This window comes from Candidatus Viadribacter manganicus, from assembly GCF_001679665.1.
GTDB classification, from domain to species: Bacteria; Pseudomonadota; Alphaproteobacteria; order Caulobacterales; family Aquidulcibacteraceae; genus Vitreimonas; species Vitreimonas manganica.
Map to the genome: position 1 here is coordinate 3,601,979 of NZ_CP013244.1, position 23,441 is coordinate 3,625,419.

The following is a 23,441-nucleotide window of genomic DNA, read 5'->3' on the forward strand; positions in this document are numbered from 1 at the left end:
GGAGACTCGCGTGGAATCTTCGCCGCAAGTGATCGATCTCGGCCGTCTCGACGACGCTGGGTTTCAGCAACTCTACAAAGATCGCATTGAGCCATGTTTTGTCGCGAATGAAGCGGATCGCCTGGCTGCGGTAGGTCAGTTCAAGCAACGCCTGCTTATCGGGGGCGGTGTCGCGGCTGCGCTGGCGCTGGGCGGGTATTTGATTTGGCGGCAATTCGATATCGCTGCCGTGATCCTTTTCATGAGCGCGTTCGTGGTGGGCATCGTCGCCTACCAACCGCTCGCCAAGGTCGGGCAAACGCTTAAGCGCCAGTATTGCTCGGCAATCGCCGATGCGATGGACGCAGCTTTCACGCTGAGTGGTTTCGCGCCGCCGGCGTTCGAGCGGCTTTGCGAACTCGGGCTGGTTCCGGGCTTTTCGCGCTCCTCTTTCGAGGATTTATTCAGCGGGACATACAAGAGCTCACCCTTTGCGCTCTACGAAGCGCACCTCGAGCAGCGCCGCACCGACAGCAAAGGCCGGACGCGGTACACGACAGTGTTCCGCGGGCAGCTTGTTCGCATGCATTTTCCGCGTGAGTTTCTGGGTGTCACAATCGTTCGACGTGATGCCGGGGTTTTCAACATTTTCGGCGGCGGTAAAGCGGCGGGGAAACAGCTGGAGCGGGTGCGGCTGGTGGATTCGCGGCTTGAGCGCGCGTTCGAAGTTTGGGGGACTGATCAGGTCGAGGCGCGCTATCTGCTGCATCCCGTCATGATGGAGCGTTTGCTTGAGTTGGAGACAAAGCTTCATGGCAAGCGTCTGCGTTGCGCGTTCGAGGGCGGCGACGTGCTGGTCGCTGTGGAAGGCGGCAATCTGTTCGAGCCAGGCGACCTCTTCAAACCGTTGGTCGATCCGTCTCGGGCGCGCCGGATCGTGACTGAAATTTCCGGCGTGTTCGGCGTGATGGACCAAGTCCTCACGGCTCAAGCGCAGCGGCAAAAGTAGTGGACGGCCTTCCTATTCAGTCGACTATTCTAGCGCCGTTTGCGCGGGCTTGCATTCTACGTGCTGCTTGCCGTGCTTGGCGCCGCCGAGCTGATCGCGACGGTTCCCATCGTGTACGCTGTGCTGCGTTGGGCGCGAGTTGCTTATCTCTTCTATCTTGCGTGGGAGGCTTGGGTCGGTGCGCGCGCGACGTCTCCGGGCCACGCCCATGCCAACGATCATGCACCTTTTTGGCGCGGTTTGGTTGCCAACGTCCTCAATCCGAAAGCGCTGGTGTTCTACGTTGCGCTATTGCCGGGATATATTGCGCCCGACCATGCGCCGTTTTGGGTTCAGGCATTGATCCCAGGCGCCTTGCATCTCGCGATCAGCTTTGTGGTGCACAGCCTCATCGTCGTGGAGGCGGCGCACGCTGGTGCGATCGTCGCCACATCACAAGACGCGGTGCTGGTACGCCGTGGGCTCGCCCCTGGCATCGCCCTGATTGTTATCTGGCTGGCGTGGGAAACGCGCTGATCAGACGTCTATGATGGCGCCCCGCCCGGCCTCATCCGCGAGTGCGATTTGTTTGCCATCGGGAGACCAAGCGAGCGCGCTCACCGCGCCTTCGCCCGCCTCGTCCAATTCCATCCCCATAGAGTCAGCGAACCGAACCACGATTGCGGCGCCGTCTGAATAGCCGATGGCGAGAACTTCCTCGCTTGGGTGAAACGCGACTGCCGTGACCAACGCTTCGCGTTCGCCTGGTTGCAACGGTGGTTTGCCCTGAGGACCGAGCTTTCCAACGAATGGCCAAACGATGGCTGCATTGGCGCCAGACGTCGCAAGCCAACGGCCACGCTTGTCCCACGAAAATGATCTCGTTTTCGAAGGATAGCCGTCCATTCTGAGATCGGTCTTGTCCGGCAGGCGCCATCCGTGCAGCGCATTTTCCTGCATGCCGGTGATGACGTATTCGCCCTCCGGCGAAACGGTGATCGAGAGATGTGAGCCTGCCCAGTTGAGCGCGTTGCCTCGATCGTCGGCTGCAAGCACGAGACGGACGGTCGCGCCGCCATAATGGCTGACGGCGAGGCGGCGGCCTTTGCCGTCGAGCGCAAGCCCGCCGATTGTCGAGGGGTGTGCAAAGCGATGGCTTTCCCGATCGCCCTTGAAAACAATCGCTTCCTTACCGACGCCGGCAACGATCACACCCGAGGCGGCGTTGGCGACAAGGTGATCCACCCACCTGCGGAGTTCGGCGATCGTGGCGACCACGCCATCGGGCGATATTGCCTTCAAGGTCCCGTCATCGCCGCCGGTGAGCAGACGCTTGCCGTCTGGGTGCAGCGCCGCGCTCAAGATGACGCCATCGTGGGCCGCGATGCGGCGCATCTCACCTTCTCGCGCAGCTACCAGCACGGCGCCATCGCTCAACGCGAAGAGCGCTTCACCCGCGACCCAATGGACGGCAGTGGCGCCGGCGCCGATCGCAAGTCTGCGGCCGTTTTCGTAGACTTGTGCGCTCACGCCGCACACGCAGCGAAGGCGGTTTCCAATTCGGCGCGATCGAGGTTCTTGCCAATAAACACGAGCCGTGAGACGCGCTTTTCACCGTCCTTCCAGTCGCGCTGGGTGTCGCCCTCGACGATCATGTGAACGCCTTGCACCACGAAGCGCTTCGGTTCGTCCGGAAACGCGAAGATGCCCTTTAAGCGGAGAATATCGGGACCGCGCGCCTGGGTCAGATCATTGAGCCAGGGCAGCAACTTTTCCGGGTTTACCGGCTTTTCGGTAGAGAGCGAAACGCTGGTGATGCCGCTGGCCGACACGTGGTCGCCGTGGCTGTGATCATGGTGGTGATGGTGATCATGGCCGTGGTGGTCATGGTCCTGTTCGTGGTGCGCGCACGTGTCGTCGCAATCGTGCTCGGGCAGGAAGTGGGGGTCGATCTCGGTCACGCGATCGAGGTCAAACGCGCCCAGTCCCATGATGCTCTCAAGCGCGATGTCGCCGCGTTGCATCTTGTGGAGGCGGGCGGTCGCGTTGACTTGACGGATCGCGCGTTCGACCGCTGCGATCTCATCGGTTGAGACGAGATCGGTCTTGTTCAGCAGGATGACGTCGGCAAACGCGATCTGCTCGCCGGCTTCCTCGTTGTTCTTCAATTGATCGAGTACGTGCTTTGCATCGACAACTGTGACGATGGCGTCGAGCTTGGTCTTCGAGCGAACGTCATTGTCGACGAAAAAGGTTTGAGCGACCGGCGCTGGCTTTGCGAGGCCTGTGGTCTCCACCAAAATGGCGTCGAAGCCGCCTTTGCGCTTCATCAGACCTTCGATGATGCGAATAAGGTCGCCGCGCACGGTGCAGCAGACGCAGCCATTGTTCATTTCGAATACTTCTTCATCGGCATCGACGATGAGATCGTTGTCGATACCGATCTCCCCGAACTCGTTCACGATCACGGCGTATTTCTTGCCGTGTTGCTCGGTCAGGATGCGGTTCAGGAGCGTGGTCTTACCCGCGCCCAGGAAGCCTGTGAGCACGGTAACGGGAACTGGCTGGGTCATGGGCCCTTAGATAGCTATTTCGGCCCGTTTCGCCAGACGCTAGGGTGCGGCCAAACGGTGGGGAAACCGCATGAATTGGAAGCGCGTGGCGCTGCTGGTGGCCGGCAGCCTGGTAACGGTGGTGCTCCTCGGGGCGGGCGTGCTCACCTATCTGGTCCTGCGGCTCGACGTGCGCGGCGAGATCGAGCGGAACGTTGAGAACGCCACTGGTCGCGATCTGACCATCAATGGGGATGTTGGTGTCAGTTATTGGCCAGTGCTTGGCCTGAAGGCGCAGGACGTAACCCTAGCGAACGTGGAAGGTGGCCGGGCGCCCGCCTTCATTGCCGCTGACGAGATCGACATCGGCGTTGAATTGCAGCCACTGTTGAACCGGCAAGTGAATGTCCGCCGGTTGGTGTTTCAGCGTCCACGTGTGGCGCTGGAGGTTGATGCGCAGGGGCAACCGAACTGGTTGCTGCGTCCACGCTCAACGCCCGGCACACCACCTCCCACGACAACGCCTCCGCCCGAAGGACCGGTCGATGTTGCGCGCACGAGCCTACGAAGTGTGCGCATCAACGATGGCGAAGTGAGCTTCTTCGATGCGCGCCAGGGCGCCGGATGGGTCGCCGGCAAAGTCGATATCACAACTGCACTGACCAGCCTTGATGCGCCAATGCGGGCGCAAGGTTCAGTGCGCTATAATGATCGCGACGTTGAGTTTGATGCGAGCATCGCACGTCCCGGCGCAGCCATTCGCGGTGAACTCACCCAGCTCACGCTGAATATCCAAAGTGAACTCCTGACAGCAGAGTTTCGCGGTCAGACAGTCGCGACATCTGGTGAACTTTCCGGGACGGTGCGCGCATCTGGGCCGAGCCTGCGTCAACTTGCATCGTGGAGCGGGACGCCGCTCCAAAATGCAGTGGGTCTTGAGCAATTCGCCGTCACCGGCCGTCTCACAGTTGGTGGGGGGGCCTACACATTCTCGAATGCGGGATTTGCCGTTGATCAGGTGCGAGGCCGCGGCGATTTTGTGCTCTCAGAACTGCGCGACAAGCCCTACTTAAGCGGCAGGCTCGAACTCTTCGATTTCGACCTCAACCCATACATCTCCGGGCAAGCCCCCCCGCCGCCGTCTGAGGGGCAGGTTGAAGTTGCCGCGGCGATGCCGGATGCAGGCGAGACCTCGCAGCCCACGGCGGAAATTGCCACGGTCGAGGCTGCGCCCCGCGCGGTCGATGTTCGCGCCGCGCCGAGCGAGAGCCCAATCGACTTTTCGGGACTCCGCGCGTTGAACGCCGATCTCGAATTGGTGACGCACGCTGTATTGATCCAGCACATGCGCGTGGAAGCGAGCCGGCTGAACTTGGTGCTCAATGACGGCTACATGGCCGCGACGGTGCACAACGTCGCGCTTTATGGCGGTTCTGGCCGTGGGCGGTTTGAAATCGACGCGCGCGAGCCCATCACGCGCATGGCGCAAGACCTGGCTTTCACAAACCTCGACGCACGAACGTTTTTGTCCGATGCCGTGAACTATGCCGGTATCGAAGGACGCACCGAGCTTTCGCTGAATGTGCGCGTGCAGGGGCGCACGCAGAGTGAAATGATCAACAGCGCCGACGGATACGCTCACATGGAGGTGGTGTCGGGCGCTTTGCACGGGGTGGATCTTGGCGGTGTCTCAACCACAATTCGCAACGCGTTGCGTGGTGAGCTGATTGCGCCCGAAGCGCGAACGCCGTTCCAGGGGTTCTCTGCGACGTTCGCCATCGCGGACGGCGTTTTGGCGTCGGACTCTTTGTCGTTCAACACGAGCGATTTGCGGATACCGGGCATCGCCGTGATCGACTTGCCAAACCGACGTCTTGACGCCCGGCTTGCGCCACGCTCGCCCCGCGGCGGAGTCGTTGTCCCCTTTGCGGCGCGTGGACCCTTCGGGCAATTTACCTATGCCCATGACATCAGCGGCCGGGCGCTTGCGGAGATCACGCCCCGTATCGCAACAGTTGAGGCTGCGTCCCGCGCCTCGGCCCGTCAGTAGCCGTTAGCGTTCAAGCGCGGCGTTCAGAATGCGGGTCATGCCTTCGGTGGTGTGAAATTCAGCGCCGATGCGTTCGCCGTTCAGGACGAATGTCGGCGTTGAGTTGATGCCGAGGGCGTTGGCGGCATTGATCGAACGCGTGATCCGTTCTTGGCCAGCCCGATCGTTGAAGCTGGCCATCACCTGCGCTTCGGTGAGCCCCCATTCTCCGCCTGTCGAGACTAGGATTGCGACGGCCGCACCGACGGTTCCGCTCGTCAAAATCGTGTGCTGGCGCTCGAACAGGATTCCCAGGCGCCTGAAATACTCGGCGCCGCTCGTCGTGTTGCAGCGCGCCAGCTGAAACATCGCGAACGCAATGGCGGCAGGCTCGGTGAGAATTTCCTTCAGTGTGAGCCGGAGGCGTCCAGTGTCGATGTAGTCGCGCTTCAGCTGCGCCCAATTGGTTGCGTGGAAATGCGCACAATGAGAACAGGCGGCGGAGGCATATTCCTCGAGCTGCAGGGGCGCATTCGCCGCGCCGATACTCATCGCGTCGGGATCGGTCACCGTCGCGAACGCGGGCCGGACCCCGGCCAAGCCGAATCCCAAGCTGATGCCAGCGGCGGCAAAAGCGCGGCGCGTAGGGGGAATAAACATCCCCCGGAAGCTAATGCGAATTGGAGCAGGACTAGGGCCGAGGTGTCTGGTCTGACTGATTTTTCTTGTGGCCCGTCGCCATTCGGACCGCGGAAAATCTGTTCCTTGGACAACAGCTCCAACCCGGCGTGGACAGGCCGCGACCACCCCGCTATAGAGCCACGCTCCGAAGTCGGCCCCGGCCGCCTGACCGGTCGCCTGGGTAGCTCAGTCGGTAGAGCAGCGGATTGAAAATCCGCGTGTCGCTGGTTCGATTCCGGCCCCAGGCACCATTTTCTCCCAGATCTTCTCCCAGACTGGCGAACCTAAGTCCGCGCGGGCCACCCGTCAGCGCTTAGTGCGTCAACGAACTGAGTGATGTCGGCTTTGTCGACATAGGCGGCGGCGGAAATTCGTAGGCGCAGCTTTCCGGTCTGACCGTCGGGTTTGGTTTGAATTTTATGCTTATCCCAAAGCGCGTCGCGCCAGCGCAGCGCTGTCACGTGGTCTATCGGCGCGCGCGTTGGCAGTTCGAACACACGCATGGCCGCGCTCATTTCGAGCGATCCAAGCCCACGCGCGCCCAATTGCGCGAACTGCTCGGACGCGAACGCGATGATGTCGCGCGCGTGTGCGCGTACGCGGGCTCCTCCCAGTGACTGATAGAATTTGAGGGCGGCAGGTGTTGCGAGCCAGGCCGAATAATCCCGTGTGCCGACATAGTCGAATGCTTCCGGGAAGCCGCGCTCAAAGTAGTGGCTGGTTATGGCGGGGCGCGTCTCTAACGCTTCCGAGGCGCGTGCGTGCAGCAGCGCGCTCCCCTTCGGCGCGAACAACCATTTGTGCGCATTGGTGACGTACCAATCGGCGTCGATGTCCGCGATGTTGAGATCTAGCTGGCCAACCGCGTGCGCGCCGTCGATCAGGATTTTTACGCCACGTTCGCGAAGCGCGGCGGCGATACGTTTGACGGGAAAAGTGAGTGCTGTGGCAGAGGTAATGTGATCGATGATCGCGAGGCGCGTGCGGTCGCTGATCCTAGCGGTGATACATTCGAAGACATCGTCATCCGAGACGGGCGCCGAGACGTCTGCCTCGATGAGGGTTGCGCCAGTTTCGCGGCAGCGGCGTTGAGCTGCGAGCTTCACAGCATGGTATTGGTGTGAAGTTATAAGAACTTCGTCACCTTCGCTCAGTGGGAACGACTGCAGCACGGCTTGGATGCCAACGGTGGTGCTTTCGACGAAGGCAAGCTGACCCTCGGGGGCGTCGGTGAAGGCCGCCAGGGCGGCGGCCGCCTTGCGCAGCAACGTGTCCTCATTCGGTTCAATGGAGCGCGCAAAGAACTGGTCTGGATGGTTTTCCATTTCGGCCCGGATAGCGCTTTGCGCCGCGAGCACTTCGCCAGGGCAAGCGCCGAACGATCCGTGGTTCAAGAACACCCCCGCAGGGTCAAGCGTCCAATGTGATCGCGCTTCACGTCCGAGTTTCATGGGGTGACGATCATGACCGGCGCCTGGCGAAGCAAGGGAAATTCGAGGTGGGCTGGATAAGAGTGCTCAGACATCGGTCCCGAGGGGCGGGTCGGGCCGCTCCCAGCGTGGATATTCGCCGCCGCCCGCTTCAATTGGCCTTGCCTCCGTCGCTGAGCGACCGAAGATATGACCGACGCGGCGCCCTTAGCGCCTGAGGAGGAACGACGATATGTGCCAACAGTTTTGCGGGACCGATTCAGTCCATTCCTCTTTGCGTTATCTCGATCGGCGCGGGCTCTTGAAGGGCGCCGCCGCGGGAATGGCGGTTGCAACGCTCGGCGCGTGCGCGACATCCGCGAACCCTGAAACGGGCCGCAACCAGTTCATCATCGTTGATGACGCGCAACTGGCGCAGGCTTCGCTGCAATCTTGGGCGCAAGTGCGTCAGCAGACGCCGCAATGGCGCAACGCAACCGCGCAACGTCGCTTGGAAACTGTCGGCGGGCGCATCGTTCAGGCGGCAGGGCGTGGCAATCAGAGCTGGGAGTTCGTGCTGTTCGATAGTCCACAAAAGAACGCCTTCGTCTTGCCGGGCGGGCAAGTGGGCTTCTATCGCGGGCTTTACGAAATCAGTGAGCGTGACGACTGGATCGCGACGGTGCTGGGTCACGAGACGGGCCACGTCACCGGTCGCCACGCGGCTGAGCGCTACAGCCGCGAAGTCGCCACGCAAACCGTTGTGCAAGTCGCTGGCGCTGCTACCAACAGCGACCTCGCGGCCGCCGCGCTCGGACTTGGCGCACAAGTGGGCATCAGCCTTCCATTCTCGCGCGAACAGGAATCCGAAGCCGACATTCTCGGCATCCGTTACATGCACAATGCCGGGTACGACCCCAAGGAAGCCATCCCGTTCTGGCAGCGCATGGAAACGGGCGGCGGCTCGCGTCCGCCGGAGTTCTTGTCGACCCACCCGAACCCGGACAATCGAATCCAACGCATCCGGAATTACATCAATGAGCAGGGCTGGGGCCCGGTCTAACGCTCTGAAAACAGGGACCTGGCCCCGCCTTGCTTCGGCGAGGGCGTGGCGCTAGGTTCCGCGCCCCCGAGCATGCCGCCTTAGCTCAGTTGGTTAGAGCACTGGTTTGTGGAACCAGGGGTCCCCGGTTCGAGCCCGGGAGGCGGTACCATTGGCCTCGGATAGCGCTCCCTCTCCGCACACGAAAAATCTGCTCAGCGCACAAGCGCGTTACGCGCGGCGCGCGGCAGAGGCGTGCGGCTATGCGTTTCGATCGCTTGATGGCGTCGACGGGTATCTTTTCGAAGTGCGCGATGGCGCTCGCGTTGCGACATTCGCGGCAGGCGCCGGGACGCCTTACGCATTGAACGATGCGCGTGCAGCGTCAATTGCCCGAGACAAAGCCTTTTGCGCAGAGGTTCTGCGTCAGGCTGGCGTGCCGGTGCTCGATGGGCGCATGTTCTTCGTGACGAAGCGCTGGGCGGAGATGCGGTCGCCAGGCCGCGAACCAGAAGACGCCATGTCGTTCGCGGCTCACGTACAGTACCCGATTTTTTGCAAACCGCTCTCGGCATCGAACGGTCTATTCGCGGAGGTCATCGATAACGCCGCAGAGTTCACTGGCTACATGACGCGCGTTGAACGTGAGCATTTTGCGATTTTGGCGCAGCCTTTCGTGCGCGCGCCCGAATATCGGGTGTTCGTTCTCAATGGCCGGCCCTTGTTTTCCTACAGAAAGACACTCCCCAGCGTTGTAGGCGATGGAAAAAGTACGCTGCAGGAATTGGTGGCTGTTAAGTCCTGCGATCCGGACGCACCGCCACTAAAGGCGCGCGGACGTGATCGAAACGGAGTGAAGCTGGACGCCGAAGACGTAGCCATCGCCGGTGCTGAGATAGTGCTCGATGGGCCGGCTAATCGGTCGGCCGGCGGCGGCTCGGCAGATTTGCAGGACGGAGCCCCGCGATCTTTGGCAGACCTTGCGCTGAGGGCTACGAACGCCATCGGACTTTCCTTAGCCGCCGTCGACATCTTCGATGTGAACGGGAGTTTGCGCGAGCCCGTCGTCATTGAGGTCAACTCCAACCCGATGATCGCGACGCTTGAGGACAATGAGCGTTGGCATTTGATCATTGAGATTTGGCGCGCCAATTTTGAAGTTGCGCTGCGATGACGCCCTGGAGGGTTCCATTTCCCAAGTTCGGCGTGGGCCCAGGTTTGGAGCGCTGCGCGTTGGTCGCGCGCGAGCTTGGCTTTGATCTAGGCGAATTTGGTCAGAGCGCTGCTGTGATCGTTGGCTCGAACGGTAAGGGTTCGACCGCGGCGATGTCTGCTTCGGTCTTGGGGGAAACCTCACAGAGTGTCGGTCTTTTCACCTCGCCGCATCTGTTTGCGTTGAATGAACGCTTCCGCATCGGTGATGACGACATTTCAGATGACGAGTTGGCGGATCACTGGAATCGCGTGTCTTGCGCCATTGAAACTTGTGGCGTTGCGGAGACCATCGGTGGTTTTGAGTTTCTATTCCTGATCGCCGCAAGCTGGTTCAAGACACGTGAGTGCGCCTTCACCATTTGGGAGGCCGGCATTGGTGGGCGGCTCGATCCCGTCAAGCTGATCAGCGCTAGCAATTTGGCTCTAACTGCGTTGGATTTTGAGCACACCGAGCTGTTGGGCGACACGCTCGCCGATATCGCGCTTGAAAAGATTGCAGCTAGTCCGAGAGGAGCGCGTCTCTTTGTGAGTGAACGCGCTGCGCCGGCGGATTCCAATGTGCGAGATGCAATCCATGCTTTTTGCTTGGAGCAGAGCATCCACGTGGAGTTTGTGTCGCCCTCGACGAGCGCGCCTCCGCTTTTCGGTGAGCATCAGTCCGGCAATGTTGCGCTTGCCTCAAAGTTAGCTCGCGCTTTAGCGCACATGTCAGAAGAGCAGGTCGCAGCTGGCCTCGCGAAGACACACTGGCCGGGACGTTTGGAAGTCTTAAGTCGTGAGCCATTGGTGGTGATTGATGTTGGTCACACCCCCGATGGCGTGTCAGTCGCTCTCGATGGATTTAGAGAGCTTAGCGGGGCGCGCGATCGCGTATTGGTGTGCGGGGTGTCGCACGATAAGGACGTTGCCGCGATCGTCGATCGTTTAGCGCCAAGCTTTGACGATATTGTCTGCGTTAGCCCTGCGCATAAGGGGGCGCCGGCTGCCCAAATCGCCGTGCACGCGCAACGCGCGAACCCCCGGGCGGAAATCACCCTAGCGGAGTCCGTTGCCGATGCGCGCACGATCGCGCTCGCGAAAACCAAGAGCGGCGCAATCTACGTTGCCGGTGGATTATTTCTCGCCGCAGAGTTCAAAGCGGTGCATTTGGGTCGCGATCCAGGAGCTCTGGTCTTCTTTTGATGCGTCTGCGTGGCTAAAAGAGCTCTGCGGGGACCACATGTCGAAATCGCTTTTTGAGCATCTCTCACCGGATACTGGCCCGAAGCGCATCCTGGCGCTCGATGGCGGGGGCGTGAAGGGGCTGCTGACCCTCGGGATGTTGAAGATTTTGGAAGAGGAGCTGCGTCGGCGCGCTCATGGCGCCGCCTCCTTCCGGCTCAGTGACTATTACGATCTGATCGGCGGCACATCGACTGGCGCGATTATCTCGGCTGGTCTTGCTCTTGGACTGAGCGTGGACGAGCTGATTGCGCTCTACCAGCGCCTGGGACCGGAAGTATTTGGAAAGAACGCCGGTGACGGCGTGTTCTTGCAGTCGAAGTTTGAATCGAAGAATCTGCGCCGGGCATTGCACTCGGTGCTTTCAACCAAGACGATGGGTTCGGAGGATATCAAGACGGGCCTCGCCATCCATGCCAAGCGGATTGACACTGGTTCGGCTTGGGTCGTCACCAATCATCCGCTTGGCGTGTTTTATGATCCTCCTGCGGGCAGCAGCATCTTTCCAAACAAGCGCTACAGGTTGACCGATCTCGTGCTTGCGAGTGCGGCCGCGCCGACATTCTTCGATGAAATCGTCATTGATATCGAGTTCGATGAGAAACGCAGGCCCACGCAGAAGGGCTATTTTGTCGATGGTGCAGTGAGCGCAAATAACAATCCGAGCATGCAGCTGTTCATGCTTGCGCTTGAGCCCTCATACAAATTCGCTTGGAAATCGGGCGCCGACAATCTGATGATGACATCCTGCGGGACCGGTTCTCGCCGGCCGAGTGTGGACGGAAAGAGTTTTCAGGGTTTACCGCCAGGTTTGCGCGGCGTGCATGCGTTGCGCGCCATGGTGTATGACACGCAGGTACAGGGCGTGATGATGATGCAGGCGCTGTCCGAACCGAAAAAGCCTTGGCGGGTGAATTCCGAGATTGGCGATATGCGCGGCGTCTGTGTCAGCGGTGCGCCTGTATTGGATTATCAGCGCGTCGATATCATGCTCGACACCAAACCTAAGGCGAAGCGCAGAGGCGATCCCGTGCCGCCGATGACTCCGTTGGAGCGCTTGCTCGGCAGAGAGGTGGACGCTGATAGTCTCGAAGCGCTCGATCACATGGACAACGGCAAGAAGCCGAACTTGGACTTGTTGTTGGAGGTGGGCATGGCGGCGGGCCGAACCTATTTTGACGCCGCGTACCCAGACCCAAAGTTTGACTTGCCAGAGTGGCGAGGCGCCTAAACGGCGAAGCGATTTGCGCTTTCCTAATGGCTTATTGATAGAGTGACTCGATGGCTCGAGGCGCCAAAACACCTAAGTCCGATCCCGTTCGGGAAGCGGCGGTAGAGTATTTTTCCGCACGCTCGCACAATGCGTGGCGCAAACGCCTGCTGGAAACCAATCCGGAGCAGCGAGGCAAGCCGCGTATGCGCCCGCGCGGCGGAGTCATGGTTGATATAAATAAACCATGGGCATCGCTCGATCCGCGCGCGAAGGCCGACAATATGGGCGCGGCTTACGATGCCTTTGACGCCGTGAAACGCTTTCCTGATGATCGCGAGGCGGCCTCCGACTACGTGCACCAACGGTGGATGGCGCGTAACAAGTCGGACAAGTCGCAACCAAAAGCCCTGTTCAAACAATATGCACGTTTGCCTGAAGTCGAGAAGGACAAGGATCGCGCGCACGTGGATCGCATGAAGGCGGCGTTGCGCGCCGTAAGCCCAAGGTCGAAGGCGGTTCGCAAAGGTGCGGCGAAGGCCACCAAGACGATACGCCTCGACGCTAAGACTTGGCGCAGCCTCGAAGTTGCGGCTGAGAGATTGTCGAAGGCAGTTGGGCATAAGGTTACGATCGAGGCGCTCATCGTCGCCGGCGCTGAAGCGGTTGCAGCGGTTTCGAAGGTCGCGGCGCGTAAAAAGCGGGGCTAAGCCGCGCGGCGCACCGTCGCGCCGCCTTGCGCGCGCCGTCTTTTCGTCAGACATCGCCGGGGATGAAGGACGTTATAGTCGTTGGCGGCGGCGTGATTGGGTTGTTTTGCGCAGTGCGTCTGCGCAAGGGCGGCGCACGCGTTTGGCTGCTCGATAGCGGTCCTGAGCATCCGACGTATTATACGCCGATCGCATCGGCGGCGGCCGCTGGCATGCTGGCGCCGATTGCCGAGGCGCCGAGCGTGCACGAGATGGTCGCGCTGGAATCGTTTGCGCTTTGGAGGAGCATGCAGGCTGGCTCTGAGTGGGCCGATGGCGTGCGTTTCGATGGCGCTGTGATTGTGCGTCCCACACAATCTGACGCGGCGGCGTTCGCTGCGAATGCGGCGCGGCTGGGCCACAAGGCGGCGCATCTTTCAGGCGGTGAATTTCGAAAACGCACGGGCTTTCGCGCGAAGGTGGACCAAGCGCTCTTCGTTGAAGCCGAAGGCACCGCCGATCCTCTGCGCGTGCTGACTGGCCTTGCGATGCAGGCGCATGCGCTGGGCGTCTTACGTGCTTATGACACCGACGCGTCCGAGGTCACTGCAACGAGCGTGACGACGCACGATGGCCGCGTGCTCGAGGCCGACGCGGTGGTGTTGGCGCCCGGGGCATGGGCGAGCGAAAAGGTTATGAGCGCAGCGCCTGCGTTGAAGCGCATTCGCCCTGGCAAAGGCATGGTCGCCGCGGTTGAGATTGAGCGCCCGCTTGGCCCCAACGTTCGCGCTGGCGACTTCTACGTGGCGCAGCGTCGAGACGACGTGGTGCTTGGATCAACGCTCGAGTTCGATCGTTTCGACCGCAAGGTCGATCGAACCAAGATCGCTGAATTGCACGCGGCGGCGGAAAGGCTGCTGCCGGGAGACTTGAGGCTGACGGATCAGGCCTGGGCCGGCATCCGCCCGATGTCGCCAGACGGCTGGCCCATGATTGGTCCATCAGCAGAGGGCGTCTTACTGGCGGCGGGCCATTCGCGTGACGGATGGCTTATGGCGCCTATTACGGCCGAGATCATAACCGCGTATGTGTTCGGCAACGAGATCCCGGCCACTTGGGCCGCGTTATCGCCCGAGAGATTTGAGCACCCATGACGTTCGCACTCGACCTCACCGAAGAACAGGCCGCCATCAAGCATGCGGTGGAAGAGATCTGCGCCAAGTACGACGACCATTACTGGCTGAACGTCGACAATTCCGGCGATTTCCCGAATGCGTTCGTGGACGATATCGCCCAAGGTGGCTGGCTGGGCGTCGCGATGCCGGAAAGCGTCGGCGGAGCCGGCCTTGGACTGACCGAAGCCGCGTTGATGATGCAGACCGTTGCCGCATCTGGAGCAGGGTTTTCAGGCGCGAGCGCAATCCATCTCAACATTTTTGGTCTGATGCCGATCGTGAAGTTCGGCACGCCGGAGCAGCAGCAGCGCTTTCTCCCACCAGCCATCAACGGCGCCGACAAAGCCTGCTTTGCAGTCACGGAACCCAATTCGGGGCTCGATACGTCAAGTCTGGAGACACGCGCTGAGCGCACCAGTGATGGTTATCGGATCAACGGACGCAAAATCTGGACGACGAACGCGCAGCGCGCGAACAAGATTTTGATCATCGCGCGCACAACGCCGAAGGATCAGGTGAAGCGCCCCACTGAAGGGTTGTCGTTGTTCTATGCCGACTTCGATCGCAAACACATCGAGGCGCAGCCAATCCCGAAAATGGGCCGCAAGGCCGTGGAGTGCAACACGCTCTTCATCGAGGACCTTGAAGTCTCAAACGCTGAATTGATCGGTGAGGAGGGCGCGGGATTCAAGATTTTGCTGAGTGGCCTCAATCCAGAGCGCGTGCTGTTCGCAGCGGAGGCGATAGGTCTCGGTCGTGCTGCGCTGCGCCGTGCCGCCCAATACGCGAAGGAGCGGGTCGTGTTTGGCCGGCCGATTGGTCAGAACCAAGGCATCCAGCATCCGCTGGCGAAGGCGTGGGCTGAGCTCGAAGCCGCCAATCTGCTGACCTTCAAAGCTGCGGCCTTGTATGACGCAGGCAAGGAATGCGGAGCTGAGGCCAACGCTGCGAAGTACCTGGGCGCCGAAGCAGGGTTCCGTGCGTGCGAGTCCTCGGTGCTTGCGCACGGTGGAATGGGATACGCGAAGGAGTATTTCGTGGAGCGCTACTTCCGCGAAGCGATGATCGCGCGGATCGCACCTGTCAGCCGTGAGATGATCTTGAACTTCATCGCCGAACGCGTGCTGGGGCTGCCCAAGAGCTACTGATCCTCACAATTTTGAACATTGGGGTAGCAAGCTTCAATGCGATTGTTCCGTCCTCGCATCGACCAATCGGCGCGCCAAGGTGCGCAGGTTAACGTCGCATTTACCAAACCGGCGGACCCCAGGTCTCATGACCAGTCCGATTGGACCAGCCGGGCAGGACGCCGTTCAGGCCGCAATCCGTCGCGCAGCCGACGCAACTGGCGTGAATTTCTCCCTGCTTGTTGAAACCGCTAGGCGGGAAAGTGCGCTCAATCCCAACGCGCGCGCAGGCACGTCGAGCGCGACCGGCCTTTTTCAATTTATTGAAGGCACTTGGCTCGACATGGTGCGCCGCCACGGCGCCGAACATGGCTTAGGTGCAGAAGCGACCGCACTCCAAAACGGCGCCAATGCGCAAACGCGGCGGGACATTCTCGCGCTTCGCAGCGACCCAGAAATTTCGGCGCGAATGGCTGGCGAACTCGCGCGCGAAAACGCGACGACAATGGAGGCGCGGCTCGGCCGATCGCCAAGCGCCGGTGAGTTGTATGCGGCGCACGTTATGGGGCCGAACGGCGCGCTGCGATTGATTGAAGCCGCACAGCAAGGTGCGCCGAACGCGGTGTCGTTGTTTCCACGCGAGGCTGCCGCCAATCGCGGTTTATTCTATGCCAATGGCCAGCCGCGCAGTGCACAAACCCTGTTGGATCGCCTGCAGCTTGATGCGGACGCCAGCATCGGCGCGGCGCAGCCTGGACAGGGCGGTGGCCGTTTAGAATATGGTCGCGAAAGCGAGGCGATGTCGCCCGCATTGGCGCAGGCGCTGTTTGCCTTTGCGCTCCTGCCGTTGTTGCGCGGTGGGCAAGCCCAACCGTCCGAGCAGCGCAATCCGATGGATGCGCTTGCCGCCTACGCGCGCACGAGCGGGACCTAAGCGGCGGCGCCGCTCTCGTACATCGCGTCAATTTCCGCCTCGCTGTATCCTGCCTGCGCGAGCACAGCGCGTGTATGCTCGCCTGGGCGCGGTGACGGTCCCTTCGGGCCATCGTCGGCGCCAGGAAAGCGCACCGGACCGGCCGGCGCGTTCATCGTCCCACCACCATGTTTGGGTGTTTGTACAACGCAGCCCGCGGCGATCGCTTGCGGATCAGCGATGGATTCCGCCGCCGTAAGGACCGGCGCCCAGATCATTTCCTCAGCGTCGAGAGCTGCAGCGATGTCGTCAAACTCGCGTCCGGCAAAGGCTTCGTCGAGCAGCGGCACCAATTGAGCGCCATTTTCACGCCGTGCGCGACCGTTGGCGAAGCGTGGATCACTCACAAGATGTTCGATCTTTAGTGCGCGCGCGAGCTTCGGCCAATCCTTCTCTCCCTGACGCTGCAACAAACTGATCCAGCGGCCGCCGCCGGTCTGGAAATAGTTGATGAGCGGATTGGGAGCGTTTTGACGCGGGCGGTTCGATGCAATTCGCCCGCGTGTGTGTTGGATGGCGAGATCGGTGGAGCCGGCGTAGTGCGCCGCGCGGAGGAGCGAAGCGTCGATGAGCCGGCCTCTGCCAGTCTGCTGTCGCTCGTAGACTGCCGCCATGACGGCGCCAACGATGGCGAGCGAGGCGACGTGATCGCCAAACGCGGTGCGCAGCATCACGGGATCTCCGCCCTTGGGCCTAAACATCGCCGCCAGACCTGAGCGCGCCCAAAAGGCGGCTTGGTCCATTCCCGGTCGATCTGCGTCGGGCCCTTCGAGGCCGTAGCCGGTCAGCGTTGTGTAAATAAGTTGTGGGCGCCGCTTCATGACGCTCTCGGGATCGAGCCCGGCGCGCGCGAGCCCGCCCGGTCGAACGTTGGTCAGGAAGATATCGGCGCCATCGATCAGACGAAGTAGGGCCTCTCGGCCTGCCGGCTTCGATGTATCGAGGACCACCCCGCGTTTGCCGCGATTGTCCATGTCGAAGACGGGATTTTCCATTTCCTCAACGCCCAGCGAGGAAAAGAACATCCGGATCGGGTCGCCGCCCGGAGGCTCGACTTTGATTACATCGGCGCCCCAATCGGCCATGATCCCACCGGCGCCAGGGGCGGCCACGTAGGTGGCCATCTCGACAATCTTCAGTCCCTCGAGCATCGGCCATTTCCCCTTCGCAATATTCGCAATCAAGGCTTCGTTAAGGTGCGCCCGCGAGGCTGGTCCGAAACGGAGCGGCGGGAGTCGCCGCCCCGCCTTGGAGCGTAAGCGCAAATGTCGATCGTTACGATGCGCGGCCATCTCACGGATAGCGACATCCGGTCCTTGATCAAGGCGCCGAGCGAGGATGAGCGTGCACACGCTGCGCATAAGATTTGCCGCTGCATTGAAGAGGCTCAGCTTTCCCCTGAGGAACGGGCCCACGCTGAAGGCATTATTGCAATCATGGCGCAGGACGCCGCGGTGCTGGTCCGGCGCGCCCTTGCGATCGCGCTGAAGAATTCACCGAAGCTACCGCGCGAGATCGCAAACAAGCTGTCGCGCGACGTGGATTCCATCTCGCTCCCTGTGATCATGAATTCGCCATCTCTGACCGACGAAGACCTCGTCGCGATCGTGCGCGCGTGTCCGCCGAATAAGCAGGTTGCTGTCGCGAGCCGTGAGACAATCAGCACCACCGTGACGGGCGCCATATCAACTTATGCTGTAGCGGAAGCGGTTGAGCGCGCGCTCGCAAACGATAACGCTCTGTTTGACGAAGAGGGACTCGACACGGCGCTGACGCGCTTTGACGGCCTTTCATCGATCACAACGGCGATGGTGTACCGTGAAGAGTTGCCGGTGGGCGTGACGGAAAAGCTGGTTTCTATGGTGACCGGCGAGCTCTTCGATCACCTCGTGAACAATCACGAACTGCCGCCGCAAATTGCAATCGATCTCGCGATGGGCGCGCGTGAGCGCGCGACATTGGATATCGTTGAGCAGGCCGGGCGCCAGCGCGACCTCCCGAAATTCGTGCAGCAGCTCAATTTGAACGGCCGCCTGACGCCTTCGCTGTTGATGCGTGGATTGTGCTTAGGTCAGATCGATTTCGTTGAGTACGCAATGGCGGAACTCGGCGGGATATCGCATCAGCGCATGTGGCTGCTTATGCACGATAGCGGCCCGCTTGGGCTCAAAGCCGCGTTCGATCGTGCAGGTCTGCCGCCGCGCCTGTTCCCGTCGTTCCGCGCCGCCATCGATGTCTACCATTCGATTGATCGTGAAGGTGTCGTGCGTGATCGCATTACCTTCCGGAAGCGCATGCTTGAGCGCACGTTGACGCTCTTCCAGTCAGTTCCGAAAGATGATCTCGACTATCTGCTTGAGAAGCTCGATGCGTCCGGGTTACAGGCCGAGCGCGTCGCCATCTAGCGCAGTGCTGCTTCTGCGAAGGGCCCGCCGCCGCGTTCAAATCCCGCGATTGCAAGCGTGCGCGCAAGCGAAGCGGTCAGCACGCTTTCCGCAGTGATGGTGAGACCCGCAGCTTTGGCCGCGAGGAGGCGGCGTCCAAGTGGTGAGCGATCACCTTCGTCCATAGCGAGGAATGGATCTGGCGTTGGCGGCGGCTGAAGCACCAGTTCGCAATAGAGATTGCGCGCGCGCGCGCCGAACGGCAGCGGGCACTCTGGGTCGCCGCGCAGCACAACATTCCAGCCGCGCGCGCGGAGCTCTTCAGCCAAGCCAGCGCCGGCCTTCACCAATTCGCGTTCATTGAGTTGGAAGTTGAAGTTGCGCCGTGTGCATCCCGCCTCAATCGCAGCTTCACTCAGCATGTCTGCTTCAAGCGTGCTTTGAATCTCGTGAGGCACAGCCAAGGTGAGCACCGCGGGAGCGCTGCGCTCTAGCCACGCCATGCGGGCGCCGCGGACAAGGCGCGAAAGATTGGAGTATTGGAACGCCTCTTCGGGTTGACCGAACGGCCGGATAACGCCGCCCGCGAGCGCGCCCACGCGTAGATCAACGCGCGCGCCAATCGCAAAGGCAAGCGGCTCAGACTGAGGCCGTGGACGGAACGGGATCACGTTCATGGAAGACGTGACTATATCGCGCCACGGTTAAGGCCAGGCGGACGAAGAGGGTAAAGCTGACGTTAGTACTCAGTGCGGAGCGACGCCCAAATCGGCGACGCCGATCTCAAGCGCACGCAACACGGCGCGCCCGATAGGGTGCTCAGCGGAACGGATATCATCGCGCACGGAGGCCCGGATCGCATCGATGTGAGCGCGCGCCAGGGCCGGATCGCGCTGGGCCAAGGCTTTTCCTGCGTCGGTTTCGATCAGGCGGCAAAGCGAGGCGGCAATTTGCGTGGCGAGCAGTGAGCCATAGGTCGCACCCATGCCTTTGAGGTCGTGGGCGATGGCGTGGACATCTTCTTGCGAGAGCATCGTCCAATTTGCCGCGTCGGCGCGAAGCCGGGCTGACTGCAACCGCTCAATGTCCGCATCGAGCCAGACCTGGAGTTCATCACCCATGGACTCGAGCGCTTGATCGGCGCGAGCGACGGCGCCAGCGTCGAAGATCGGTTTCTTCAGCTCGAATGTCCGAAGACCAGTGTCGCGCGGATTGATCAATTCAACTTTGGGCTTGGCCATAGCGTGCGCACAGTGCGGCGCTGGTGGTGAACAGAGCGTTGACGCCTCGTCAAACCTCGAATTGCTCCCGCACGATCCGCTCGTCGAGGGCGTGGCCGGGGTCGAACAGAAGAGTCAGTGCAGCTGCCGTGTCTTCGCGAATTTCGACGGCGGTGACGTTTCGTGTTTCAACGTTGTCCGCTGTGGCGCTGACCGGGCGGCGATCAGCCTCAAGCACCTCAATCCGGACCACTGAGCGGTGGGGTAAGAGCGCGCCGCGCCAGCGGCGCGGGCGAAACGGACTGATCGGCGTCAGCGCCAGGAGCCTGGAATTGATCGGCAAGATCGGGCCGTGGGCCGAAAAGTTGTAGGCCGTGGAGCCCGCTGGCGTCGCCACCATCAGGCCGTCGCAAGAAAGCTCCGGCAGTCGCTCGGCGCCGTCGATGAATATGCGCAGCTTTGATGTCTGTGCGGTTTGGCGGAAGAGCGAGACTTCATTGAACGCGCGCTCCTCGACGATGCCCGCCGCCGTCTCACAGCGCGCCACAAGCGGGCGGACGCGGATCGGCTCTGCCTTGGCAACCCGCTCTTGGAGATCGGTTTCGTCGAACTCGTTCATAAGAAAGCCAATGGTGCCGCGGTGCATCCCGTAGACCGGCTTCTTGTCCTTCAGCCGCCGCCGAAGCGTATCGAGCATGTGGCCGTCGCCGCCGAGGGCGACGATGACGTCGGCGCTATCGCCGGCTTCCCCATAGGTATGGCGCAGCCGGCGCAAGGCTTCTTGCGCCTCGGGACGGGCGCTGGCGGTGAACGAGAGCTTCATGGGGAGTTGGCCGCTCTTTGCATATCGCCCCGACGGGCCTAGGATTTTTCCTAACATACCCAGGAGCGGAGCGCGACTAATGGCCGATGATGCCGGAACATCCCTGAAGGGCCGCGTGAGCGCCGAGGAATGGCAAGCGCGTGTCGATTGCGCCGCGCTCTATCGCCTCGTCGCTCTGCATGGCTGGGACGATATGATCTTCACGCATATTTCGATGCGGGTGCCCGGACCTGATCATCACTTTTTGATCAATCCCTACGGACTGTTCTTTGAAGAGATCACCGCGTCGTCGCTGGTGAAGGTCGACCTCGACGGCAACATCGTCTCGCCGACGCCGTACTACATCAATCCAGCGGGCTTCACGATTCACTCTGCGATCCACGCGGCGCGTGAAGATGCGCTCTGCGTCATCCACTTGCACACCGATGCTGGCGTCGGTGTTTCGGCGCAGAAAGAGGGCCTACTGCCGCTCACGCAGAATGCTCTGCTGATGATCCCGAACCTTGCCTATCACGGTTATGAGGGTGTCGCGCTCAATCTCGATGAGCGCGAGCGTCTGGTGAAAGACATCGGCGACAAGAAGCTGATGCTGCTCCGCAATCACGGCACCTTGGCTGTTGGTGCGAGTGCGGCCGAAGCGTTCGTCGGTATTTTCTTTCTTGAGCGCGCGTGTGCGCAGCAAGTTGCAGCACTGAGTGTGGGCCGTGAGAACGTGTTGATCGCACCGGAAGCGGCGCAGGAAGAAACGCGCAACGGTCCCGCGAGGGGCATGGGGATGGTGTCGGGGCTGGCGTGGCCGGGGCTAAAGCGAAAACTCGACCGGCAATTGCCGGGCTACGACTCCTAATAGTCGTTGCAGCACCTGCCTGAAGGCGACCAACGCATCACCACATCCTCTATCGGTGAGCGGGAAGACGGAACGCCCTATTATGAGGGGTCGACGTATTACGAGGCGCCGGTCGCGATGGACCCATCGGTGCTGTTCGCGCCTTGGATTGAAAGCAATCACCTCGTAACAGACGGTTGGCGCAGCGAGGCTGTGTTTGGCTTCAAGCGCGCGCTCTAGCGCACTGAAGAGAGCGTTATCGCGCTTCAGGCGGGCGCGCTTTGGGTATCCAATCCCGACGAAGGTTGCGATGAAGGCGGCGTCGAACTCCGAATTTCTCGCCAGGCGTTTTTTCGCTGATGGCCGTGGCTTCGCGAACGTCGAAACCGGTGGATGCGCGCTCAGCAGAGGCTGCGAAGGCGGACGGGTCGACGTCTCTGTGGGATACCGCCAGAGCGAAAGCTGGTTGGCGATGGGCCAAGTTTCCTGGATTCGCCGGTGGAGGGCGACGATTTGCTGAAGGCGCAGGTTTACGTCGTCCGCTTTGGCAGAGGCGGTATGGGCATCCAACTGGGGGTGTGCGCCCGTATAGATGGCGGTGAGCCCGAACCCGCACTTGTGCTAGGCCTATGGGCTCCGGAGCGCGATTAGTCGCAGAGCGTGTAGACTTTCCGCAGGCTTAGTCACACATCCGCAAAACTTACTGTGTAGGAAGCGTTACAGGATGGTGGGTCTCTTCAGACGCTTTGGCTTCGCGGCGGTCGTTGTCGTCGGCCTCGCACTGATGCTGCTCGTGGTCGTGGGCAAATCCGCGACAGACGCGGTGTTTGGCGGAGCTGGCGCTGGCGCGTCGGTCTCGGCTGCGCCGGGCGGCGGCAGAGGACCTGGCGGTGGCGGCGGCGGTCAAGCAGCGCCTGTCCTTGCAGCGTCGGTGGCGATGCACACCTTTACCGATGGGCTTCAGGCGATTGGCACCGCGCAGGCGCGCGAGAGCATCGTCCTTACGCCCAAAATTGCCGACACCATTCGCCGGATCCGATTTGAAAGCGGCGATCGCGTTCGCGCCGGCCAAGTGCTCGTCGAGATGTCGAGCGTAGAGCAGGCCGCTGATCTTGCAGCGGTGAATGCCTCAAACGCCGCTGCGCAGGAAGATCTGCGGCGCTACCAAGAATTGTTCGATCGAGGCTTCGCATCACAAGCGCGTCTCGACAGTGTTCGCGCAGCTGCCGATGCTGCGCAGGCGCGCGCCAACGCAGGCGCCTCCCGCATCGCGGATCGCACCATTCGCGCACCGTTTGCTGGCGTAGTGGGTCTGCGAACCGCGAGCCCCGGTCAGTACATGCGTCCTGGTGATCAGATCGGCACGCTTGATGATGTGTCTGAAATCAAGCTCGACTTCACGGTTACAGAAACGCAATTGTCTCGAGTCGTCGCTGGCGTCGAATTGGTGGCGCACACCTCCGCTTATCCGGATCGCTCCTTCACGGGCGCCATTGCCAATGTTGATAGCCGCGTCGACCCTGCAACGCGCACAGTGCGTGTCCGCGCTATCTTGCCGAACGCCGACGGCACACTTCGCCCCGGCATGCTGATGACGGTGGATGTTCGCTCAAATCCGCGCGAGGCCTTGGCCATCCCCGAGATCGCCATCCTGGACCAAATTGACGGCGCATACGTCTATCGTGTCGTTGAACATGAGGGCTCTCAGACGGTCGAGCGTCTACAGATCCGCACCGGACAGCGCTCGGGCGGCATGGCTGAGGTGCTCGAGGGTTTAAATGCCGGCGATCAGGTGATCACTGAAGGTGTGCAAAGCGTCCGCCCGGGCCAACCGGTGCAACTGAGCGCTCCGCCATCTGCAGCCGAGGGGGCGCTTCGCCCTCGCGGCCGGTAATAGC

23 protein-coding genes and 2 tRNA genes are annotated in these 23,441 nt (G+C 61.4%); 17 read left to right on the top strand and 8 right to left on the bottom strand.

Annotation, left to right across the window (positions count from 1 at the left end; translation table 11 throughout):
- Positions 1–10: 10 nt before the first annotated feature.
- Complete coding sequence (locus tag ATE48_RS18505; RefSeq protein WP_083197461.1) at positions 11–988, top strand: DUF3137 domain-containing protein; 978 nt, start codon at positions 11–13, stop codon at positions 986–988.
- 39 nt (positions 989–1,027) lie between these two features.
- Complete coding sequence (locus ATE48_RS18510; RefSeq protein WP_066774164.1) at positions 1,028–1,504, top strand: LysE family translocator; 477 nt, start codon at positions 1,028–1,030, stop codon at positions 1,502–1,504.
- On the opposite strand, the gene ATE48_RS18515 is transcribed toward ATE48_RS18510, so the two are convergent.
- Entirely contained in the window at positions 1,505–2,497 is a 993-nt protein-coding gene (locus ATE48_RS18515; protein WP_228126706.1) for a WD40 repeat domain-containing protein, read from the bottom strand. It lies immediately after the preceding gene.
- Positions 2,494–3,540 carry a CobW family GTP-binding protein gene (locus tag ATE48_RS18520; protein ID WP_066774168.1) on the bottom strand — a complete coding sequence of 349 codons (1,047 nt, stop codon included), beginning with the start codon at positions 3,538–3,540 and terminating at the stop codon, positions 2,494–2,496. The genes ATE48_RS18515 and ATE48_RS18520 overlap by 4 nt, the downstream gene beginning before the upstream one ends.
- 70 nt (positions 3,541–3,610) lie before the next feature.
- On the opposite strand from ATE48_RS18520, the gene ATE48_RS18525 reads away from it, so the two are divergent.
- Positions 3,611–5,569, top strand: a complete 1,959-nt coding sequence (locus ATE48_RS18525; protein WP_066774170.1) for an AsmA family protein — start codon at positions 3,611–3,613, stop codon at positions 5,567–5,569.
- Between the two features lie 3 nt (positions 5,570–5,572).
- On the opposite strand, the gene ATE48_RS18530 is transcribed toward ATE48_RS18525, so the two are convergent.
- Positions 5,573–6,148, bottom strand: a complete 576-nt coding sequence (locus ATE48_RS18530) for a thioredoxin domain-containing protein (protein ID WP_228126707.1) — start codon at positions 6,146–6,148, stop codon at positions 5,573–5,575.
- 256 nt (positions 6,149–6,404) lie between these two features.
- Here ATE48_RS18530 and ATE48_RS18535 point away from each other — a divergent pair.
- Positions 6,405–6,480 (top strand) — tRNA-Phe (locus ATE48_RS18535).
- 33 nt (positions 6,481–6,513) lie between these two features.
- Here the strand turns inward: ATE48_RS18535 and ATE48_RS18540 are convergent.
- Entirely contained in the window at positions 6,514–7,680 is a 1,167-nt protein-coding gene (locus ATE48_RS18540) for an aminotransferase class V-fold PLP-dependent enzyme (protein ID WP_066774173.1), read from the bottom strand.
- A gap of 301 nt (positions 7,681–7,981) precedes the next feature.
- Between ATE48_RS18540 and ATE48_RS18545 the strand changes: the two genes are divergently transcribed.
- The 9 genes from ATE48_RS18545 to ATE48_RS18585 all read left to right on the top strand — a co-directional run bounded on the left by ATE48_RS18545 (position 7,982) and on the right by ATE48_RS18585 (position 16,251).
- Positions 7,982–8,701 carry a M48 family metallopeptidase gene (locus ATE48_RS18545; protein ID WP_066775397.1) on the top strand — a complete coding sequence of 240 codons (720 nt, stop codon included), beginning with the start codon at positions 7,982–7,984 and terminating at the stop codon, positions 8,699–8,701.
- Between the two features lie 74 nt (positions 8,702–8,775).
- Positions 8,776–8,852 (top strand) — tRNA-His (locus ATE48_RS18550).
- Entirely contained in the window at positions 8,853–9,854 is a 1,002-nt protein-coding gene (locus ATE48_RS18555) for an ATP-grasp domain-containing protein (protein ID WP_066774174.1), read from the top strand.
- Entirely contained in the window at positions 9,851–11,077 is a 1,227-nt protein-coding gene (locus ATE48_RS18560) for a bifunctional folylpolyglutamate synthase/dihydrofolate synthase (RefSeq protein WP_066774176.1), read from the top strand. Before ATE48_RS18555 ends, ATE48_RS18560 begins: the two co-directional genes overlap by 4 nt.
- A 37-nt stretch (positions 11,078–11,114) precedes the next feature.
- Complete coding sequence (locus tag ATE48_RS18565) at positions 11,115–12,347, top strand: patatin-like phospholipase family protein (RefSeq protein ID WP_066774178.1); 1,233 nt, start codon at positions 11,115–11,117, stop codon at positions 12,345–12,347.
- Between the two features lie 206 nt (positions 12,348–12,553).
- Entirely contained in the window at positions 12,554–13,036 is a 483-nt protein-coding gene (locus tag ATE48_RS18570) for a hypothetical protein (RefSeq protein WP_156767861.1), read from the top strand.
- 62 nt (positions 13,037–13,098) lie between these two features.
- Complete coding sequence (locus ATE48_RS18575; RefSeq protein WP_066774182.1) at positions 13,099–14,169, top strand: NAD(P)/FAD-dependent oxidoreductase; 1,071 nt, start codon at positions 13,099–13,101, stop codon at positions 14,167–14,169.
- On the top strand, positions 14,166–15,338 hold the full coding sequence (locus ATE48_RS18580; RefSeq protein WP_066774184.1) for an acyl-CoA dehydrogenase family protein: 1,173 nt from the start codon (positions 14,166–14,168) through the stop codon (positions 15,336–15,338). The genes ATE48_RS18575 and ATE48_RS18580 overlap by 4 nt, the downstream gene beginning before the upstream one ends.
- Before the next feature lie 127 nt (positions 15,339–15,465).
- Complete coding sequence (locus ATE48_RS18585) at positions 15,466–16,251, top strand: transglycosylase SLT domain-containing protein (protein ID WP_066774186.1); 786 nt, start codon at positions 15,466–15,468, stop codon at positions 16,249–16,251.
- Here the strand turns inward: ATE48_RS18585 and ATE48_RS18590 are convergent.
- A complete protein-coding gene (locus ATE48_RS18590) occupies positions 16,248–17,441 on the bottom strand; it encodes a CaiB/BaiF CoA transferase family protein (RefSeq protein ID WP_066775400.1) in 1,194 nt (397 codons plus the stop codon). The genes ATE48_RS18585 and ATE48_RS18590 overlap by 4 nt on opposite strands.
- Before the next feature lie 114 nt (positions 17,442–17,555).
- Here ATE48_RS18590 and spbR point away from each other — a divergent pair, with 114 nt between their 5' ends.
- Complete coding sequence (spbR, locus tag ATE48_RS18595; RefSeq protein WP_083197464.1) at positions 17,556–18,695, top strand: SpbR family protein; 1,140 nt, start codon at positions 17,556–17,558, stop codon at positions 18,693–18,695.
- On the opposite strand, the gene ATE48_RS18600 is transcribed toward spbR, so the two are convergent.
- From ATE48_RS18600 to ATE48_RS18610, 3 genes are all read right to left on the bottom strand, one after another.
- Positions 18,692–19,351: a hypothetical protein gene (locus ATE48_RS18600; protein WP_066774188.1), complete on the bottom strand. Its 660-nt coding sequence runs from the start codon at positions 19,349–19,351 to the stop codon at positions 18,692–18,694. The two genes, spbR and ATE48_RS18600, sit on opposite strands and share 4 nt — an antisense overlap.
- A gap of 69 nt (positions 19,352–19,420) precedes the next feature.
- A complete protein-coding gene (locus tag ATE48_RS18605; RefSeq protein WP_066774190.1) occupies positions 19,421–19,915 on the bottom strand; it encodes a hypothetical protein in 495 nt (164 codons plus the stop codon).
- A gap of 49 nt (positions 19,916–19,964) precedes the next feature.
- Complete coding sequence (locus ATE48_RS18610; RefSeq protein ID WP_066774191.1) at positions 19,965–20,717, bottom strand: NAD kinase; 753 nt, start codon at positions 20,715–20,717, stop codon at positions 19,965–19,967.
- Between the two features lie 79 nt (positions 20,718–20,796).
- Between ATE48_RS18610 and ATE48_RS18615 the strand changes: the two genes are divergently transcribed.
- The 3 genes from ATE48_RS18615 to ATE48_RS18625 all read left to right on the top strand — a co-directional run bounded on the left by ATE48_RS18615 (position 20,797) and on the right by ATE48_RS18625 (position 23,437).
- Positions 20,797–21,564, top strand: coding sequence for a class II aldolase/adducin family protein (locus tag ATE48_RS18615; protein ID WP_066774194.1), 768 nt, complete (start codon positions 20,797–20,799; stop codon positions 21,562–21,564).
- A gap of 6 nt (positions 21,565–21,570) precedes the next feature.
- Positions 21,571–21,783 (top strand): hypothetical protein, encoded by a 213-nt coding sequence (locus tag ATE48_RS19905; RefSeq protein WP_156767862.1) that lies wholly within the window; start codon positions 21,571–21,573, stop codon positions 21,781–21,783.
- Between the two features lie 484 nt (positions 21,784–22,267).
- The gene (locus ATE48_RS18625; RefSeq protein WP_083197466.1) at positions 22,268–23,437 is read left to right on the top strand and encodes an efflux RND transporter periplasmic adaptor subunit; all 1,170 of its coding nucleotides are present in this window, start codon (positions 22,268–22,270) and stop codon (positions 23,435–23,437) included.
- Positions 23,438–23,441: the final 4 nt, after the last annotated feature.

Coding starts and splice junctions, on each gene's coding strand:
- ATE48_RS18520 (WP_066774168.1), bottom strand. CDS start 3,540: ATGACCCAGCCAGTTCCCGTTACCGTGCTCACAGGCTTCCTGGGCGCG.
- ATE48_RS18525 (WP_066774170.1), top strand. CDS start 3,611: ATGAATTGGAAGCGCGTGGCGCTGCTGGTGGCCGGCAGCCTGGTAACG.
- ATE48_RS18540 (WP_066774173.1), bottom strand. CDS start 7,680: ATGAAACTCGGACGTGAAGCGCGATCACATTGGACGCTTGACCCTGCG.
- ATE48_RS18545 (WP_066775397.1), top strand. CDS start 7,982: ATGGCGGTTGCAACGCTCGGCGCGTGCGCGACATCCGCGAACCCTGAA.
- ATE48_RS18560 (WP_066774176.1), top strand. CDS start 9,851: ATGACGCCCTGGAGGGTTCCATTTCCCAAGTTCGGCGTGGGCCCAGGT.
- ATE48_RS18565 (WP_066774178.1), top strand. CDS start 11,115: ATGTCGAAATCGCTTTTTGAGCATCTCTCACCGGATACTGGCCCGAAG.
- ATE48_RS18570 (WP_156767861.1), top strand. CDS start 12,554: ATGGTTGATATAAATAAACCATGGGCATCGCTCGATCCGCGCGCGAAG.
- ATE48_RS18575 (WP_066774182.1), top strand. CDS start 13,099: ATGAAGGACGTTATAGTCGTTGGCGGCGGCGTGATTGGGTTGTTTTGC.
- ATE48_RS18580 (WP_066774184.1), top strand. CDS start 14,166: ATGACGTTCGCACTCGACCTCACCGAAGAACAGGCCGCCATCAAGCAT.
- ATE48_RS18585 (WP_066774186.1), top strand. CDS start 15,466: ATGACCAGTCCGATTGGACCAGCCGGGCAGGACGCCGTTCAGGCCGCA.
- ATE48_RS18590 (WP_066775400.1), bottom strand. CDS start 17,441: ATGCTCGAGGGACTGAAGATTGTCGAGATGGCCACCTACGTGGCCGCC.
- spbR (WP_083197464.1), top strand. CDS start 17,556: ATGTCGATCGTTACGATGCGCGGCCATCTCACGGATAGCGACATCCGG.
- ATE48_RS18600 (WP_066774188.1), bottom strand. CDS start 19,351: ATGAACGTGATCCCGTTCCGTCCACGGCCTCAGTCTGAGCCGCTTGCC.
- ATE48_RS18605 (WP_066774190.1), bottom strand. CDS start 19,915: ATGGCCAAGCCCAAAGTTGAATTGATCAATCCGCGCGACACTGGTCTT.
- ATE48_RS18610 (WP_066774191.1), bottom strand. CDS start 20,717: ATGAAGCTCTCGTTCACCGCCAGCGCCCGTCCCGAGGCGCAAGAAGCC.
- ATE48_RS18615 (WP_066774194.1), top strand. CDS start 20,797: ATGGCCGATGATGCCGGAACATCCCTGAAGGGCCGCGTGAGCGCCGAG.
- ATE48_RS18625 (WP_083197466.1), top strand. CDS start 22,268: ATGGTGGGTCTCTTCAGACGCTTTGGCTTCGCGGCGGTCGTTGTCGTC.